General features: G+C 32.5%; 23 protein-coding genes and 1 pseudogene. 18 read left to right on the top strand and 6 right to left on the bottom strand.

Translation table 11 applies throughout. The annotated features are described in order from the left end of the window. The first annotated feature begins 2 nt into the window (after positions 1 to 2). From HMPREF0391_RS00220 to HMPREF0391_RS00210, 3 genes are read left to right on the top strand one after another with little or no spacing between them, the layout of a single operon-like run. A complete protein-coding gene (locus tag HMPREF0391_RS00220; RefSeq protein ID WP_002834756.1) occupies positions 3 to 404 on the top strand; it encodes a DUF4418 family protein in 402 nt (133 codons plus the stop codon). Then, entirely contained in the window at positions 394 to 1581 is a 1188-nt protein-coding gene (locus tag HMPREF0391_RS00215) for an ABC transporter permease (protein ID WP_002834755.1), read from the top strand. The genes HMPREF0391_RS00220 and HMPREF0391_RS00215 overlap by 11 nt, the downstream gene beginning before the upstream one ends. After that, positions 1582 to 2241 carry an ABC transporter ATP-binding protein gene (locus tag HMPREF0391_RS00210; RefSeq protein WP_002834754.1) on the top strand — a complete coding sequence of 220 codons (660 nt, stop codon included), beginning with the start codon at positions 1582 to 1584 and terminating at the stop codon, positions 2239 to 2241. A gap of 148 nt (positions 2242 to 2389) precedes the next feature. On the opposite strand, the gene tnpA is transcribed toward HMPREF0391_RS00210, so the two are convergent. After that, positions 2390 to 2845, bottom strand: coding sequence for an IS200/IS605 family transposase (gene tnpA / locus HMPREF0391_RS00205; RefSeq protein WP_002834753.1), 456 nt, complete (start codon positions 2843 to 2845; stop codon positions 2390 to 2392). 258 nt (positions 2846 to 3103) lie between these two features. Here tnpA and aac(6') point away from each other — a divergent pair, with 258 nt between their 5' ends. The 5 genes and pseudogenes from aac(6') to HMPREF0391_RS00180 all read left to right on the top strand — a co-directional run. Further along, positions 3104 to 3541, top strand: a complete 438-nt coding sequence (aac(6'), locus tag HMPREF0391_RS00200) for an aminoglycoside 6'-N-acetyltransferase (RefSeq protein ID WP_002834752.1) — start codon at positions 3104 to 3106, stop codon at positions 3539 to 3541. Positions 3542 to 3552: 11 nt separating this feature from the next. Further along, positions 3553 to 3795: a hypothetical protein gene (locus tag HMPREF0391_RS00195; protein ID WP_035109004.1), complete on the top strand. Its 243-nt coding sequence runs from the start codon at positions 3553 to 3555 to the stop codon at positions 3793 to 3795. Between the two features lie 178 nt (positions 3796 to 3973). Next, positions 3974 to 4924, top strand: coding sequence for a DUF3137 domain-containing protein (locus tag HMPREF0391_RS00190; protein WP_035109002.1), 951 nt, complete (start codon positions 3974 to 3976; stop codon positions 4922 to 4924). Positions 4925 to 4933: 9 nt separating this feature from the next. After that, positions 4934 to 5512 carry a LemA family protein gene (locus tag HMPREF0391_RS00185; RefSeq protein ID WP_002834746.1) on the top strand — a complete coding sequence of 193 codons (579 nt, stop codon included), beginning with the start codon at positions 4934 to 4936 and terminating at the stop codon, positions 5510 to 5512. A 231-nt stretch (positions 5513 to 5743) separates the two neighbouring features. Then, a pseudogene (locus HMPREF0391_RS00180) lies at positions 5744 to 5941 on the top strand (cell wall-binding repeat-containing protein); the annotation flags it as partial. A gap of 215 nt (positions 5942 to 6156) precedes the next feature. On the opposite strand, the gene HMPREF0391_RS00175 reads toward HMPREF0391_RS00180, so the two are convergent. From HMPREF0391_RS00175 to HMPREF0391_RS00160, 4 genes are all read right to left on the bottom strand, one after another. Continuing rightward, positions 6157 to 6693: an isochorismatase family cysteine hydrolase gene (locus HMPREF0391_RS00175; RefSeq protein ID WP_002834744.1), complete on the bottom strand. Its 537-nt coding sequence runs from the start codon at positions 6691 to 6693 to the stop codon at positions 6157 to 6159. A 23-nt stretch (positions 6694 to 6716) separates the two neighbouring features. Then, positions 6717 to 7700 carry a nucleotidyl transferase AbiEii/AbiGii toxin family protein gene (locus HMPREF0391_RS00170; RefSeq protein WP_002834743.1) on the bottom strand — a complete coding sequence of 328 codons (984 nt, stop codon included), beginning with the start codon at positions 7698 to 7700 and terminating at the stop codon, positions 6717 to 6719. Next, positions 7693 to 8304, bottom strand: coding sequence for a DUF6088 family protein (locus HMPREF0391_RS00165; RefSeq protein WP_002834742.1), 612 nt, complete (start codon positions 8302 to 8304; stop codon positions 7693 to 7695). The genes HMPREF0391_RS00170 and HMPREF0391_RS00165 overlap by 8 nt, the downstream gene beginning before the upstream one ends. An 81-nt stretch (positions 8305 to 8385) precedes the next feature. Continuing rightward, on the bottom strand, positions 8386 to 9294 hold the full coding sequence (locus tag HMPREF0391_RS00160) for a diacylglycerol/lipid kinase family protein (protein ID WP_002834741.1): 909 nt from the start codon (positions 9292 to 9294) through the stop codon (positions 8386 to 8388). Between the two features lie 70 nt (positions 9295 to 9364). Here HMPREF0391_RS00160 and HMPREF0391_RS00155 point away from each other — a divergent pair, with 70 nt between their 5' ends. From HMPREF0391_RS00155 to HMPREF0391_RS00110, 10 genes are all read left to right on the top strand, one after another. Then, positions 9365 to 9670, top strand: a complete 306-nt coding sequence (locus HMPREF0391_RS00155) for a hypothetical protein (protein WP_002834740.1) — start codon at positions 9365 to 9367, stop codon at positions 9668 to 9670. Next, positions 9657 to 10334, top strand: a complete 678-nt coding sequence (locus tag HMPREF0391_RS00150; RefSeq protein WP_002834739.1) for a DNA alkylation repair protein — start codon at positions 9657 to 9659, stop codon at positions 10332 to 10334. Before HMPREF0391_RS00155 ends, HMPREF0391_RS00150 begins: the two co-directional genes overlap by 14 nt. A 1-nt stretch (position 10335) precedes the next feature. Next, positions 10336 to 10815 (top strand): pyridoxamine 5'-phosphate oxidase family protein, encoded by a 480-nt coding sequence (locus HMPREF0391_RS00145; protein WP_002834738.1) that lies wholly within the window; start codon positions 10336 to 10338, stop codon positions 10813 to 10815. Between the two features lie 197 nt (positions 10816 to 11012). Beyond that, positions 11013 to 11213, top strand: a complete 201-nt coding sequence (locus HMPREF0391_RS00140) for a cold-shock protein (protein ID WP_035108999.1) — start codon at positions 11013 to 11015, stop codon at positions 11211 to 11213. 99 nt (positions 11214 to 11312) lie between these two features. After that, positions 11313 to 11540, top strand: a complete 228-nt coding sequence (locus tag HMPREF0391_RS00135) for a hypothetical protein (protein WP_002834734.1) — start codon at positions 11313 to 11315, stop codon at positions 11538 to 11540. A gap of 114 nt (positions 11541 to 11654) precedes the next feature. Next, on the top strand, positions 11655 to 12167 hold the full coding sequence (locus HMPREF0391_RS00130) for a nitroreductase family protein (RefSeq protein ID WP_002834733.1): 513 nt from the start codon (positions 11655 to 11657) through the stop codon (positions 12165 to 12167). Positions 12168 to 12190: 23 nt separating this feature from the next. Then, a complete protein-coding gene (locus HMPREF0391_RS00125) occupies positions 12191 to 12733 on the top strand; it encodes a GNAT family N-acetyltransferase (protein ID WP_002834732.1) in 543 nt (180 codons plus the stop codon). After that, the gene (locus HMPREF0391_RS00120; RefSeq protein WP_002834731.1) at positions 12733 to 13275 is read left to right on the top strand and encodes a flavin reductase family protein; all 543 of its coding nucleotides are present in this window, start codon (positions 12733 to 12735) and stop codon (positions 13273 to 13275) included. Before HMPREF0391_RS00125 ends, HMPREF0391_RS00120 begins: the two co-directional genes overlap by 1 nt. Before the next feature lie 266 nt (positions 13276 to 13541). Further along, positions 13542 to 13889 carry a helix-turn-helix domain-containing protein gene (locus tag HMPREF0391_RS09505; RefSeq protein ID WP_002834730.1) on the top strand — a complete coding sequence of 116 codons (348 nt, stop codon included), beginning with the start codon at positions 13542 to 13544 and terminating at the stop codon, positions 13887 to 13889. A 43-nt stretch (positions 13890 to 13932) separates the two neighbouring features. After that, positions 13933 to 14727 (top strand): IS3 family transposase, encoded by a 795-nt coding sequence (locus HMPREF0391_RS00110; RefSeq protein WP_002834729.1) that lies wholly within the window; start codon positions 13933 to 13935, stop codon positions 14725 to 14727. Between the two features lie 41 nt (positions 14728 to 14768). Here HMPREF0391_RS00110 and HMPREF0391_RS00105 read toward each other — a convergent pair whose 3' ends face one another. Then, entirely contained in the window at positions 14769 to 15314 is a 546-nt protein-coding gene (locus HMPREF0391_RS00105; protein WP_002834728.1) for a TetR/AcrR family transcriptional regulator, read from the bottom strand. Between the last annotated feature and the right edge of the window lie 4 nt (positions 15315 to 15318).

Here is a 15318-nt window from a genome sequence, read left to right as displayed (position 1 = left end):
ATATGAAGAAAATTTTGAAAATTTTACAATTGGTAGCAGCAGTTATTTTAGCATTAATACCAAAAGTTATTGCAAAACCATGCGAAGTAATGCCAGGCAAAATGCCGATGAAATGCTTCCACATGTCAAATGCGGTATTTGTAGTGGCAGTAAGTATCGTGATTTTATTAGTCATCGCATACATCATTAAAGACGAAAAAATCGAATGGGGAATTAATATCGCAGTTCCAATCTTAGCGATTGATTCACTATTGTTAGCGAAATTTGTAATAGGTGGTTGCAAACACGCAGGTGCCGCTTGTCAAATGAAGACAATTCCAGCAGTATCAATCTGCTCAATAATCCTTGTAATAATTTCAATAGCTTATCTTGTGGTATTGAAAAAGAGTATAGATGAAAGATAAACTTTACCTTAAAAACTGGATATCATCCAATCCTGTTAGAACATTTATCATTGTTTTGGTAATGGCGATAGTGTCTGCACTTTTGTTTGTAAGCATGTATTTTTCAATAGGACTTAACAATTCAATCGACAATATGAAACAAAGATTGGGCGCAGACATGATGATTGTTCCAGAAAAAAGCGGCAAAGAACAAGAAGCGTTATTCGTATCGGGTAAACCTTCGGAATTTTACATGCAAAATGATGTACTTGATAAAGTACAAAAGATCGAAGGAGTAAAACAAGCAGCACCGCAACTATACATTGCGACACTTCAAGAATCCTGTTGTTCATTCCCGGTTCAAGCGATCGGAATTGATTTTGAAAAGGACTTTACAATAAAACCTTGGATGAAAAAAGATGTAAAAGACTTGAAGGACAACGAAATTATTATCGGAAATAACGTGAGCGTTGTTGAAGCCGACACATTGACTTTTTTTGGCAAAAAATACAAAGTAAAATCAAAACTAATGAAAACTGGTCTTGGGTTTGATAATGCAATCTTCATGAATTTTGATACAGCCAAGAAAATGTTACAAGATTCTATTAAAGTTCATCCACAAAAATACGTTCCAAATTCTGAAATATCTTCAATTTTAATAAAAAAACAAGATAATGCAGATAGTGAACAATTAACAGTTAACCTTATGAAATCACTTAGAGGTACACACACTATGGTTGTCATGAACAAAAACTTCGTAGACAATCTATCCAAAGAAATGTTCTCTCTTATGAAATATTTGAAAATACTACTAACATTTACATTGATAATGGCAATAATCGTATTAATTTCGATATTTACAGTTGATTTCAAAGACAAAGAAAAGCAAATGGCAACACTTAGAATACTTGGTATAACAAAGAGTAAACTAAAATCCATTATCCTAAAATACTCAGTAGTACTATCATTTATTGGGGCAGTAATAGGAATTGGATTATCCATACTCACAGTAAAGTTATTCTCCGGACAAATAGAAAAATCTTTGGATTTGGCGTTTATGAGCGTAAATGCAAAAGAAATTTTGCTGATATCCTTAATTACATTAGCAGTTGTAATCGTAATAGCATTGATAACGCAAATATTTAATGTAATCAAAATATCCAAAGAAGAATTAGCACTAAAATTGAGAGGTAATTAAATGGAAATATTAAAAATTGAAAATTTAACAAAAAGCTACCTCATCAATAAAGACAGAAAAAACGAAGTGCTAAAAGATTTGAACCTAACAGTTGATGAAAATGACTACATCGCTATAGTTGGAGCCAGCGGTGCAGGAAAAAGTACGCTATTAAATGTAATCTTGGGATTTTTGAATTACGATGAAGGAAGCGTTAAGCTATTCTCCAAAGAAGTAAAAGATTTTACAGACAAAGAAATATCTGATCTTCGCTCCAAGAAAATATCATTCGTGCCTCAAGATTTGATAGTATTTCCAGCGTTAACAGTCAAGGAAAACTTGGAAATGAAAGCAGACATCTCAGGTGTGGATAATTTTGATTATGAGACATTCATCAAAAAATACGACATGGAAGAACTGCTCAACCTAAATAGCGCGAAGAATTTGTCCGGTGGAGAAATCAAAAAACTAATGATTCTAAGAGCGTTAATCAATGAACCAGAGCTATTAGTCTTGGATGAACCAACAGCGAACTTGGATGAAGAATACGTCGACAAATTCTTGGATTTACTGGACGAATTAAATAAAAAAATGACCATAATTTGCGTAACTCACGATTCGAGACTCAAAAATAGAGCCAAAAAAGTGTACAAATTATCGGGGAAAAAATTATCTGAATAAAATCATGACCACCCGTAAAACGGGTGGTTTGTTCAAGGGCTATAAGCCCGAGTGATACCAACCAGCGTCTCAAGGCGCTGGTTTTCACTCTGTTCAAACCTAACTGTTTTTGCCACTTTAGCCTATCCCTGAAAGGGATTTTTAATTTCTATTTCATAAACGGATCTGTATATTCTTTTACACTCAATTTATCAAGTGCTATATCATGTTGCTCTTGTTCTCTTATATATTTTGCTATTGTCTTTTCATTCAATCCCACTGTGCTCACATAATATCCTTCTGCCCAAAAATGACGATTGCCAAATTTGTATTTTAAATTCGCATGTCTGTCAAACATCATTAGAGCACTTTTCCCTTTTAAATATCCCATAAAACTTGATACTGATATTTTGGGTGGAATGCTTACTAACATGTGTACATGATCTGGCATCATATGCCCTTCTATTATTTCTACTCCTTTGTATTTACAAAGTAATTTGAATATTTCTATGAGACTTTCTCTATATTGATAAAATATCACTTTTCGTCTATACTTTGGAGTGAAGACTATGTGATACTTGCACATCCATTTTGTGTGAGACAATGAATTAGTTTTATTTGCCATAAAATCACCTCTTATTATTTTAGGTCTGAACAACTCTATTATAATACTTGGTGATTTTTTTGGTATAACCTAAGAACGCCTACCCGCATAGCGGGTAGTTTATTGTTTCGTTCGCAAGCGAACTCAACTGACTAAAGTCATCAAATATAACTGATCTTCAAAAGTCACACGACTTAGAAGGTCAGTTTTTTTTGTGCTATCATTGACACGGGAATATGTGTGCAATAAAATCTAATTGAGAGAAAATGAGGATAAATAATGAAAATATTAGAAGCGACACAAAAAGATTCACATGTTTTGGCACAAATGGCGGCAAAAATATGGGATAATGAAAATGTGGATGAATTAGAAGAAGAATTCACAGAAATTCTACAATCAGATGAAGGAACTTGCTTCATTGCATTCGTGAAAGAAATCCCTGTTGGGTTTGCGAATGTAGAACTTCGTCACGATTATGTGGAAGGTACGGAAAGCTCACCTGTCGGATATTTGGAAGGAATATTTGTAGAAGAAAATTATAGAAAACAAAATATTGCAAGAAATCTCGTAAAATCATGCGAAGATTGGGCAAAAAAGATGGGATGCTCTGAATTTGCAAGTGATTGTCTATTGGATAATACTCAAAGCTTGAAGTTTCACCTTGCAATTGGATTTATCGAGGCAAACAGAATTATTTGTTTCAAGAAAGATTTGTAAAAGGAGAAGACATGGAAATATTTAAAATACTTTTACCTTTGATTATAACGGTGATATTAGTACTAATCGTCATAAAAAAATCGAAAGCACAATCAGAAGATTCGTCCGATAATTATATGTCATTTGGGATGGCATTGGGAATGATGCTAGGCGCGGGTTTAGGAACTATCTCCGATAAATTCGACATTGCGACTTCGATATCAATCGGTATGCTTTTGGGTATGGTTATAGGAATGAGCATAACAAAAAAATAAATTTATACGAGTATGGCACCAGTAAGAAGGTGTCTTTTTTATGTTATATGCACAATAAATCTTTGTAAAATATTTGTAAAAATATCAAGAATTGGTATAAATAGCTTATTTTTCGCGAATAATCGGGTATAAATATAAATGAAAGCATGTACAAAAATAGTGAGTGAAAGGAAAAGCAGTGAGGAAAAAATACAGGGATAAATTCACCAATCCCGAAATAGTAAAGCGAATTGAACAAATAGAAAATTCTCCACAAATGCAATCAAAACTACATTCAGTAAAAAATGGAATGAAGGACAACATCATTAATCCATTTTTAGTTATAGGTGCTATGGTTGGATTTATTGCATTAAGAGCGATGCTAGGAATTTATTCAATTCTTGTCATGGCGGCTTTAGTATATTTTTGGAACAAATATTCAAAACAACGAAGAACTGAACTTGCAACATCCTACACTGATAATTTCCTATTACCAGTGTTGAATGAAATCTTGCCGGATACAACAATTGATTATTCTAAGAAAGTTGATGTGAAAGTGATGCAAAGGTTGGTTCCTGATTCTCAGTATTATTTTGGAAACTGCCACATAGTATTTGGTGATGATTACAAAACAGAGTTTTCTAATATGCAAGCATACACAGAAACTGAAGATAGTGAAGGACACACACGACAAACTATTGATTTTTGTGGACAGGTTTTGATGGCGAAATTTGACACTAAAATAAATGGACACATAAGAGTAGTTCCCGTAAAAAAAGGTAAAGTACTTGGGTTTAGAAATCATGGAAGCTACGGAAAGAAAACCAAAATAGAAAAAGAAATTGAGACGGAATCCATTGAATTTAACAACTCATACGCAATATATTCAACAGATGATTTCTACACAAGACTAATTTTAGATCCTAAAATTATAGAGTTATTGAACGATTGGAAAGAAAAAATGAGAGTGTGCTTATACATGAATGAACAATACATCTCCGTATCATTTGAATCAAATGCATTTTTATTTGCTTTACCACAAACGAAAAAACAAGTTGATGAATTGTCGCTTTCAACAGAATACGAAAAAGTTAGAGAAAAATTATCTGGATTTTACTCTCTAATAGATATAATAGGTGAAAAATTATAAGGAGAAATTATGGACAGATTTTTAAATTCGGAATTCGCAGCAATTGGAATAATTGCATTAATCATTTTAATAGTATTAATTTGGTGGGTAAAAACATCGAATAGATTTAACCGATACAAAGTCGTAATAGACGAATCCAAGAAAAACGTGGACATTGCACTAGCTAAAAGATACGACACAATTTGTGAAATGATAAAAGTAGCCAAATCATACGCAAAACATGAAGCCTCAACTTTTTCAGATGTAATTCAACTTCGACAAAATGCAAATATCAAAGAATTCAACGCCACAATACAAAACCAAGACAAAGAAATCAGCAAAATATTTGCACTTGCTGAAAGCTACCCGGACCTTAAATCATCACAAGAATTCATCAATTTACAAGATGAAATCAGCGACGAAAATGAACAATTAGCAGCTGCGAAAAGAATCGTCAATAACAATATCAGCATAATAAATCAAGAAATCGTGTCGTTTCCTAAATCAGTTGTCGCAAAATCTAAAGGATTGAAAGAAATGGAATTTCTTAAAGAACAAAACATAGACAGCAAAAGATCGATAAATGAATTCGACTACGACGTTAAATAATTAGAATAAGTAAAAATATAGGGGATAACTTCTGGGATTGTAATAATCTTGGAAGTTTTTTGTTGAAAACTGTAAAAAGAATAGAAAAAAAGATGTGAGGGAAAACATTGCAAAAAAAATATATATAAGGAATACAATATAGATAACAAAAGATTTTTGCAATTATAAATTTGCGAAAGTCAATAAAAAACGGAGAAAAGTATTTGAAGACAAGCCTTCGTAGCAAGAGGCGAATTATTTGCCGATGCATTGGTAACATCTCAAGTAGCAGCGATCCACAAAACACCAATCTTATTAGTTAGCAAGAACGGAGCTTCAAAAGAATTAAGAGACTACGTTAAGAAAACAATCGACTACTTTATCATAGTAGGTGGGGAAAAATCTATTCCAAATTCAGTAGTATTGGAATTGGAAAAAGCTAGTAAATAGCAAATAACACACAAAGATCAGAGCTGATTAAAAAGCTCTGATTTTTAAATTTTTAGATATAAGTTAAATCAAATTTTACAAAATTCTATTTACTTATTAATTTCTTTTTCTAGTTCTTGAAGAACTTTTATAATCTCTTCATAGTTTGGATATCATAAAGATTACCTTAAATCCATCGATTGCAAAATGATTTTATTGACATTATTTTTAATTCACTATCTCTCATTATCAAATCCATTCAAATACTCTTCAGTATATAAAACCTGAACTTCTCCGGACCAATTAAGTATTGAACCGATAAAATCATTAATATCTAATCTGGGCATTTCATAAATTTTTTCATCTCCAAATGTTCCCGAAGCATCTTCAATAAAAATAGTTTCATAGCCTCTGTCGGAACATATGATGCTTGAAAATAAACAACAATACTCTGTATTGAAACCACAAATATAAACTTTAGACACTTCATTTTCTTTTAAAACTTGGGCAAGATTGGTTTTATAAAACGGATTACATGACGTCTTTTCAATCACATAATCTCCCAATCCTAGAAGTTCTTCGCAGATTTCCGCGTCATCGGAGCCTTTAAAATAGGGGCTGTCGAAATCATTCGAAAGATGCTTGAATAAGATTATAACATCATTATTCTTTTTGAAATCATCAATTAGAATTTTAATATTATTTAGAGTATCAGTAAAATCTTTTTTCTTCAATATCCCATTTTGTACATCCAATACTATTAATGCATTCATTATAATCTCCTTAATTATACTTGTTACTTATTAATTTCTTTTTCTAGTTCTTGAAGAACTTTTATAATCTCTTCAAATTTTGGATATTCTCCATAAATCATTTCTGCCATAGCCTTATAATCTTTTTCTATTTCAGAAAATCGAAACTCTCTTGGAACTAACTTCAATCTACCATTTAATGCATCTTCATACCTTGCCCACTTCCTAGGATAAAATTTCATTTTAAATTCAGTCACTTTCTTTAGTAATTTTTTATCTTCTAAGGCTTTGTTTTTAAAATCTGAATTTGCTATTTTATATAGGTCATAAAAGTGTCTTGCATATCTATGGGGCATAGGAGAAGATTCTGGTCTATTCGCTTCATGATGAAGTATAGTTGCCTTTTCCCAAAATGTTCTCTCTGCTGAGACTGTTCTTATATTAGTTTTTTCTTTAAATACATTTGGATAGGCTTCGCTAATTATCGGCAAGATTCCCACTTCAATTGCAGGTGTCCATGCCGCAAGACTTCCTATTTCAAGTCTTATATTTTGTGTTAAATAATTAGATTCAAAGATTTTAGGATATTTACATAGAATTGTTTGTGGATCAAGACTATCAACCCAAAATTCAAAGTCCATGTCATTTAAATCTTCTTCTAAAACTTTTAAAAATTCATCTCTTAAAAATATTTCCGTCTTTTCATTAACTGCCTTGTTGAATTTATCTTGCTTGGTATTTGACCTTTCTAACCATGGTTCTTTTTCTTCATATCCTAATACTCGCCAATCTAAGATAAGATCTATATCTTCAGAAAATCTTTCTATAAGTCCAAAACACTTTGAAAGTGATGTTCCACCTTTAAAAGTAAAACATTCTTTCCATTTGTTTTCATTAAATAGATAGTCTAAGATAAAAGTAACCCAATAGTCTTTTTCAATGACTGCTTCAGATATATTTTTCTTTCTTGCAGTATTGACTATTAAAATTCTTAAGTCTTCTTTGTTTTCCATATAAAACTTATTCATTTTTGCCCTCACAAATTTCCCTTATTACTTCATATATCCATGCAGGTACTGATTTTGATTCATTCATTAAGTCTGTTCTTTCTTTTTCAGTTAAGCTTTCTCTTATCTTTTGTATAACTTCGTTAGTTATATTTTCTTTACCCAAAGACTTAATTGCCTGAATAACTGTTGCAGACTTTAGGGACATATTGGCAATTTCTCCTGGATTTACTTTTTTAAATTCTAAAATGCTATCTCCAATTTTATATTCCTTATATCTTCCACTAGATATATATTTATAGTGAGTTGGTACTTGTGTTGAAAGTCCTAATAAGTTTAAGGCTGTACTATTATATGGTGCAATATTCCAATTGTATTTTCTTGCTATGGCAAGTGCTAACTCGTGAATTGATACTGCTTCGTACTCTCCAATTAATTCACTATATTTTGGATTGTAATAAAAGCCATCAATGACACGCTTAATTTTATCTTCATCTGCTAATCTTTTTAATATTTGTCTAACCGTGGCATTAGATGCAACATCTAAAAAGTCATTTGCAAAAAATACTTTATGTGAATCAAAATCATTTATTTTATCTGATATTTTTTCTGTATATGAACTCATTACAACACTCCTTTGTCACGGATATTGTATCATATCCGTGACAAAAATAAAAAAACAATATCTTATTTTTCGTGCAAGCTTCTAAATCTTTCTATAACCACAAACTCTAGCAAATCGCAATGCTTTTGGCAGCACTTCAAAATCCAAGAAATCTGTCGTGAAGATTTCTCCATCGGCATTGACCATCAATTCTTTTTCGAATTTGATACATCCTTTAGTCAATTTTTGAAAATGTATCATAGGATGTGACAGATGAGCGCCTTTTTTGTATTTGAAAATCAACGGGATTATTTTGTACAAAGGCATTGTTTCTGCTAAGCACAATTCCAACACGCCATCAGTAAGTTTAGCATAAGGAGAAGGGTTGAATCCTCCGCCGTAAAATCCACCGTTGCAAATCGCGCCAAGCAGATAATATCCATTCAAGTTAACTTCTCCATTTTCTCCGTTACTTGTCCTGGATTCCAACTTGTATTTTGGAATTTTAAATAAATTCTGCAACACTGCGATAGGATATGCATTTGCTTTTAATTTTGGATTTTTCTTCAATAAATTATACGCAGAATTCAAAATCACAGTATCAAATCCGAAGCTAAGCACATTCACGCAATATCTGTCGTTGACTTTAATCAAATCAATGTCGTCAATAACAGGATTGATTGTGTTTTCGATTTTGAAATTTGAATAATCAAAATTCTTGGAGAAATCATTCGCCGTTCCAGACGGAATGAGTCCAACGCTGAACTTTGCGTTTGTTTTCTTCATTTCATTTATGACTTCGTTTAACGTTCCATCACCTGAACACACATACAACAAAACATCTGAACAATCGCAGTATTTTCGAACGATTTCAGATGCGTGGTTTTTGTGTTCTGTCTTTATTATTGTATATTTCAAATTATTGCTTGAGTAGCACTTCACAATTGAGTGCTCTAATTCCGAAAAAGAGCCTGCTCCAGCCTTGCTGCTCAACAAGAATACGTATTTCATTTAATCACCATTCATATTATAATATAAACATAAATTGCTGTACATAGAATTTTACACAAAGGATGATGTCATGAATAAATTTGTTTATAATATAATTTACGTGCTGATAGTTGTAGGACTTATCGCATTATTCGAAAGAATTTTTAGAAATAGAAAAGACAATCCGACGCTCAACAAAATTTACAAAATATTAGTGGTGATTTTTTGGATAATTGCTACTATCGTCACAGTCTTGCTGTACTGGGCAGGTTACGGATATTTCAAACAAGGAAACTCATCTGTTGCAGTAAAACTTTTTGTGTTTGGAATATTGATGACGGTAAGCGTTGGATACAAGATTTATACTTTGATTGGAAATAAAAATGGAAATAATTAATGAACTTCAGTCCCTACAAGATTTGAAATACCGTGATTTTCAAGCGAAACTAATCCCTACAATCGACCAATCCACAATTATTGGAGTTAGAATGCCTGATTTGAGAAAATTAGCGAAAAAAATAGACGAAAAACATTCGCAAATTTTCATGGAAGATTTGCCACACACTTACTACGAAGAAAATATGCTTCATTCTATTTTGATTTCTAATATGAAAAGTTACGATGATTGTATCAATCACTTGGAAAAATTTCTTCCATTTGTAGATAATTGGGCGGTTTGTGACTGTATTTCGCCAAAAATTTTCACGAAAAACACCGACAAATTAATCGAAAAAATAAAATTATGGGCACAATCTTCCCACACATACACCGTGAGGGTCGCGATTTGTTTGTTGATGAAATATTTCTTGGATGATGAATTCAAGGTTGAGTATTTGAACATTGCGGCTCAAATCAAAAGCGAAGAATACTATGTCAACATGATGATTGCGTGGTTTTTCGCGACGGCGTTGGCAAAACAGTGGGACGATGTTATATTCGTTTTGGAAGATAATTTGCTAGAAGATTGGACGCACAACAAAACTATACAAAAATCAAGGGAAAGTTTCAGAATAACACCTGAACAAAAACAATATCTAAAATCATTAAAGAAAAGGAGATAAAATGCGAAGAAAAGATCGTGAAATCACAAGTTTTGATGAACAATTGAAGATAATAGATCAGTGTGATGTAGTAAGGCTAGGGCTTGTTGATGACGAAGGCTATCCGTATATTTTGCCACTGAATTTTGGATATGAAGTGGTGGATAATCAATTGGTTTTGTATTTTCATGGCGCACTGGAAGGCTACAAATACCAACTCATCGACAAGAACAACAAGGCTTCTTTTGAGATGGACACAGACCACGATTTGTATTCCGACAGAGAAAAGGGATACTGCACGATGAATTACTCAAGCGTCATGGGAAAAGGAATCGTAGAATACGTTACTGATTCTGAAGAAAAATTCAGAGCATTGACCGTGATGACGGACAAATATCACGTAGAACATTTTGAATTCAACCCCAAGGCAATCCCAAGAACTAGGGTTTTCAAATTAACGGTCACATCAATGACTGCGAAACACAAAACTATGAAAAAATAAACTTATAAATTACAAAAATTATTATTCAAAAATGCTTGACAGTATAACTTATCAGCTGTATACTGAAAATGTAGTAAGTAATTAAGGTAGTGAATCAAAGTTTTGTAAAATATTTTATTCTCTTAAATTAATTAGTTATCACAAAAATAAAAATGTACAGTGGTACGGTTATTCTGCGGAATAACGAGGAGGATATTATGAGTAACGGAACAGTTAAATGGTTTAATTCTACTAAAGGATTTGGATTTATAACAGGAGAAGACAACAAGGACATTTTTGTTCACCAAAGTGCAATCCAACAAGAAGGATTCAGAACATTGGAAGAAGGACAAAAAGTTTCCTACGATGTTGAAGCTTCTGAAAAAGGCGACAGAGCAGTTAACGTAGTTAAGTTATAATACAACAAGGTTCAATCATTTTGGTTGGACCTTTTTAATTTGTTCAAATGTGGGTATAAATAAATTGCCCAAAATATTAATAAAAAGAAAGGATTAACAATGGCAAACACAGAACAAAAAATTATGGAATTAATTCCAGATGAATTGAAGAACAAATTACCGGGATTTTTACAAGGAAATGTACTATCAGGAGTTGTCGACAAAATCAAACAACAATATCCAGATCTTTACAAAAAAGTTGAAGAATCAGAAGGTCAAATCCCTGAAGATGTAAAACAAAAATTTACAGAAATAATCAATAACTTTGTCCAACAAAAATTAGGATAAAATCAAACCAGTACGCGTGAAAATGTGTACTGGTTTTTTGTTTGTCAAAATATTACAAAATCTCGTAAATGTGATATATTAGTATTAGATTTTTAAAATTACGGGAGGAATAATATGGATTTTGAAGAAGTGATCAAAAATCGATATTCTTGCAAAAAATATAGCGACAAAAAGGTAGAAAAGGAAAAACTAGACAAGATATTGGAAGCTGGGAGGTTAGCGCCGACAGCGAAAAACTTGCAAGAACATCACATTTATGTAATACAATCAGAAAAAAACTTGAAAAAAGTCGACGAAGTGACACCTTGTAGATACGGCGCAAGTACAGTTTTGCTTGTAACTTTTGATAAGACAAACGTGTTTACTTATCCTGGCGATAGAAGAAATTCTGGAATAGAAGATGCATCCATCGTCGCTACTCATTTGATGTTAGCAGCGAAAAACCAAGGATTGGAAAGTTGTTGGATTAATTTCTTGGATCCAGACATCACACACAAGAAGTTCCGCCTTCCTGCAAAAGAAGAAGTACTAATGATGCTAGACATCGGCTATCCTGCAGAAGATTCTGAAATCAATCCACTTCACGACAAAAGAAAAGAATTGTCAGAAACGGTAACATTTATTTAAACAATACTTAATCTGGAGATTTAATGAAGTTAAAATATAACGAAATATTAGTTAGAAACGCCTCTTTGGAAGATGTGCCTAATTTATTAAAATGGTGGAATGATGGCAGGGTAATGGAACATGCAGGATTTCCTCTTGGACTAAACACTACCGATAACAGAGTTATACAAAATATTAAAAATCACGACATGATAAATAATGCTCTGTTGATAATTGAATATAATAAAATTCCAATTGGAGAAATGAATTACAAGAAACTTGATCATAAATCGGTGGAGATTGGAATTAAAATTTGTGAAGAAGAATATCAAAATAGAGGTCTGGGAAAAATTATTTTAAGTTTATTAATCAGTGAGTTGTTTTCAAAAGAATTTGAGAAAATAGTATTGTCAACAACTGCTGAGAATAAAAGGGCGCATCATGTTTATGAAAAACTAGGATTCGTCAATACAGAAATTAAAGAAAATTCGTGGACAGATCAATTGGGGAACATTCGCTCCTCTGTAATGTATGAGCTAATTGAAGAAAATTTTAATAACCAATTAACCAAACGAAAGGAAAACTAATGAACAAAAGAAAAATCGACGTAATGGACTACGCATCAGACATCGTAAAAGAACTTCCGAAAGGAATATTTTTGAACACGAAAGCAAACGGCAAATTCAACAGCATGGCGATTGCGTGGGGAACAATAGGCTACAATTGGAACAAGCCTGTGTTTGTTTGCTACGTTAGAGAAGGAAGATTTACCAGAGAATTGTTGGACGAAAATCCAGAATTCACAATCAGCGTCCCAATCGGCTCCTACGACAAAAAAATCATGAAAGTTTGTGGCAGCCAAAGTGGAAGAGATGTCGACAAAGTAGAAGAAGCGAACCTCACACTCGTTGAGCCAGAAACAATTTCTGTAAATGGAATCAAAGAACTTCCTTTAACTATTGAATGCAAACTAATTTATCGTCAAGAACAGGATTTGTCATTACTTCCAGACGATATTTTGAACAGAAATTATCCGCAAGATGTCGACAGTTCCAATCCTGGCTCCAACAAGGATTTTCACATCACATATTTCGGAGAAATCGTCGACAGTTATATAATTGAAGATTAATCGCAAAACGACTCAGTCACATTGATATGTACCCTCTTTACTGGACATCCAGTAAGGAGGGTATTTTTATGAAATATAGTTATGAATTTAAAAGAGAATGTGTGCAGTTGTATAGAGAAGGTAAATGACCTAATACACCTGAAGGAGTTAAAGAAAAGAGATTTCATGACACAATTAAAGAATGGTTTAAGTTAGAAGAAAAGCATGGTCCAGAAATTTTAAAACATGGAAATAATATCGAGTGGACAACTGATGAAAAGCTAGAAGTGGTCAGCAAAGTATTAGCTGGAAACACAATAGGTTCTGTAGCAATTGAAATCGGAATTAATCGTGGACAACTTTATTCATGGGTTAACAAGTATAAAAATTATGGATATAATGGTCTTGTAAATAGAAAGAGAGGTTGTAAATCTAAAAATACAAGCATGAAAAAGAAAAATATCCATAAGCCAAGGAAACTTAATGAATCTGAAAGAGAAGAGCTCATAAGACTTAGAGCGGAAAATGAATATATAAAAGCAGAAAACGAAATAATAAAAAAAGAGATCGCCTTGAGAGAAGAACGTTACGCTGCGCAACTCAAGGCGAAAAAGCAGCGATTGTCAAGAACTTAAAGAAAAAGGATACAGACTAAACTATCTTTTAATAGCGATTGATTTGCCAAAATCAACATACTACTTTGAACTGAATAAAGTGGATAAGATAAAAGTTAAGAATCGCCCTATCGCAGATAAAATAACCGAAATATTTAACTTGCACAAAGGAAGATATGGTGTAAGAAGAGTGTATATGGAGTTAATAAATCAAGGGTATGTAATAAATCATAAAAAAGTTCAAAAGATCATGCATGAGCTAAAACTATTTGGGAAAAGGTCTAAAGAGAAATATCACTCATATAAGGGAAAGATAGGTAAAGTTGCAGATAATATCATCAATAGAGAGTTCAAAGCAGACAGACCTTTACAAAAATGGACCACGGATGTATCTGAATTTAAATTTTCTTGGGGTAAATGCTACATATCTCCAATACTTGATATGTATAGCAATGAGATTATCTCATATGACTTATCTCTAAGTCCTAATTTAAAACAAATATCGAATATGTTAAGAAAAGCATTTAGCAAATTTCCAAAATTAAATAACTTGATACTACACTCAGATCAAGGTTGGCAATACCAACATAAATATTATGTTAATGAACTAAAAAAACATGGTATAAGACAATCAATGTCAAGAAAAGGGAATTGTTACGATAATTCTATTATGGAAACATTCTTTGGAAGATTAAAAAATGAAGTTTATTATGGCTGTGAAAAGAGCTATAGCTCCTATGAAGAATTTTCTAAAGCAATAGAAGAATACATCTATTATTACAATAACGAAAGAATTCAATCAAAAACAAAATGGATGCCACCTACAAAATATAGGTTAGCATCCACTACAACTAATTAATTAAATATTGTGTCCAGTTTTATGGGTACACATCACATTGGCTAAGTCGTTTTTAAATTGCTTGCTTGATAGAAATAATTCGCCAATTCATCAGTGCTTTCCACGCCGCCTTTTCTAATCCAATGCAAAATAATTCCAGAATTCAACGACAAGAACACCTCTGTCGAATAATCCTTCGGCAAAAACGGGTGATTGTCAATCGAATACTTCAACTCCGGAAGCGTATCAATCAACGCCAACAAAAACTTCCTCAACATATCGTTGATATAGTTGTAGCTATTCATCGTCAAAGCGTAAATAAAATTGAAATCATCCTTCACATAATCAATAACTTTTTTGATGATATCGTACGAATATTTTCTTCCAATCTTTTCCGACGTCAAAATCTCCTTCAACTCTTCGAAGATTTCCTCCACCAAATTATCCACCAAATCCATTTTATCGTCGTAGTGCAAATAAAATGTCCCGCGATTTATGCGAGCTTCTTTCGTCAATTCGCTCACCGAAATATCGTTCAAACTTTTCTCGTTCAACAAAATCGTCAACGATTTTTTTAATTTGTCCCTTGTATCCGTTTCTCTAATCATAAAA

Origin of the sequence: Finegoldia magna ATCC 53516, assembly GCF_000159695.1 — a bacterium.
GTDB classification, from domain to species: Bacteria; Bacillota; Clostridia; order Tissierellales; family Peptoniphilaceae; genus Finegoldia; species Finegoldia magna_F.
The sequence above is the reverse complement of the archived record's forward strand: the minus strand, read 5'-3'. Positions and strand labels throughout refer to the sequence as shown.

What these genes read in the sequence shown, in the direction of transcription:
- HMPREF0391_RS00220 (WP_002834756.1), top strand. Translation starts at nt 3, where the DNA reads ATGAAGAAAATTTTGAAAATTTTACAATTGGTAGCAGCAGTTATTTTA.
- HMPREF0391_RS00215 (WP_002834755.1), top strand. Translation starts at nt 394, where the DNA reads ATGAAAGATAAACTTTACCTTAAAAACTGGATATCATCCAATCCTGTT.
- HMPREF0391_RS00210 (WP_002834754.1), top strand. Translation starts at nt 1,582, where the DNA reads ATGGAAATATTAAAAATTGAAAATTTAACAAAAAGCTACCTCATCAAT.
- tnpA (WP_002834753.1), bottom strand. Translation starts at nt 2,845, where the DNA reads ATGGCAAATAAAACTAATTCATTGTCTCACACAAAATGGATGTGCAAG.
- HMPREF0391_RS00195 (WP_035109004.1), top strand. Translation starts at nt 3,553, where the DNA reads ATGGAAATATTTAAAATACTTTTACCTTTGATTATAACGGTGATATTA.
- HMPREF0391_RS00185 (WP_002834746.1), top strand. Translation starts at nt 4,934, where the DNA reads ATGGACAGATTTTTAAATTCGGAATTCGCAGCAATTGGAATAATTGCA.
- HMPREF0391_RS00175 (WP_002834744.1), bottom strand. Translation starts at nt 6,693, where the DNA reads ATGAATGCATTAATAGTATTGGATGTACAAAATGGGATATTGAAGAAA.
- HMPREF0391_RS00170 (WP_002834743.1), bottom strand. Translation starts at nt 7,700, where the DNA reads ATGAATAAGTTTTATATGGAAAACAAAGAAGACTTAAGAATTTTAATA.
- HMPREF0391_RS00165 (WP_002834742.1), bottom strand. Translation starts at nt 8,304, where the DNA reads ATGAGTTCATATACAGAAAAAATATCAGATAAAATAAATGATTTTGAT.
- HMPREF0391_RS00160 (WP_002834741.1), bottom strand. Translation starts at nt 9,294, where the DNA reads ATGAAATACGTATTCTTGTTGAGCAGCAAGGCTGGAGCAGGCTCTTTT.
- HMPREF0391_RS00155 (WP_002834740.1), top strand. Translation starts at nt 9,365, where the DNA reads ATGAATAAATTTGTTTATAATATAATTTACGTGCTGATAGTTGTAGGA.
- HMPREF0391_RS00150 (WP_002834739.1), top strand. Translation starts at nt 9,657, where the DNA reads ATGGAAATAATTAATGAACTTCAGTCCCTACAAGATTTGAAATACCGT.
- HMPREF0391_RS00145 (WP_002834738.1), top strand. Translation starts at nt 10,336, where the DNA reads ATGCGAAGAAAAGATCGTGAAATCACAAGTTTTGATGAACAATTGAAG.
- HMPREF0391_RS00140 (WP_035108999.1), top strand. Translation starts at nt 11,013, where the DNA reads ATGAGTAACGGAACAGTTAAATGGTTTAATTCTACTAAAGGATTTGGA.
- HMPREF0391_RS00135 (WP_002834734.1), top strand. Translation starts at nt 11,313, where the DNA reads ATGGCAAACACAGAACAAAAAATTATGGAATTAATTCCAGATGAATTG.
- HMPREF0391_RS00130 (WP_002834733.1), top strand. Translation starts at nt 11,655, where the DNA reads ATGGATTTTGAAGAAGTGATCAAAAATCGATATTCTTGCAAAAAATAT.
- HMPREF0391_RS00125 (WP_002834732.1), top strand. Translation starts at nt 12,191, where the DNA reads ATGAAGTTAAAATATAACGAAATATTAGTTAGAAACGCCTCTTTGGAA.
- HMPREF0391_RS00120 (WP_002834731.1), top strand. Translation starts at nt 12,733, where the DNA reads ATGAACAAAAGAAAAATCGACGTAATGGACTACGCATCAGACATCGTA.
- HMPREF0391_RS00105 (WP_002834728.1), bottom strand. Translation starts at nt 15,314, where the DNA reads ATGATTAGAGAAACGGATACAAGGGACAAATTAAAAAAATCGTTGACG.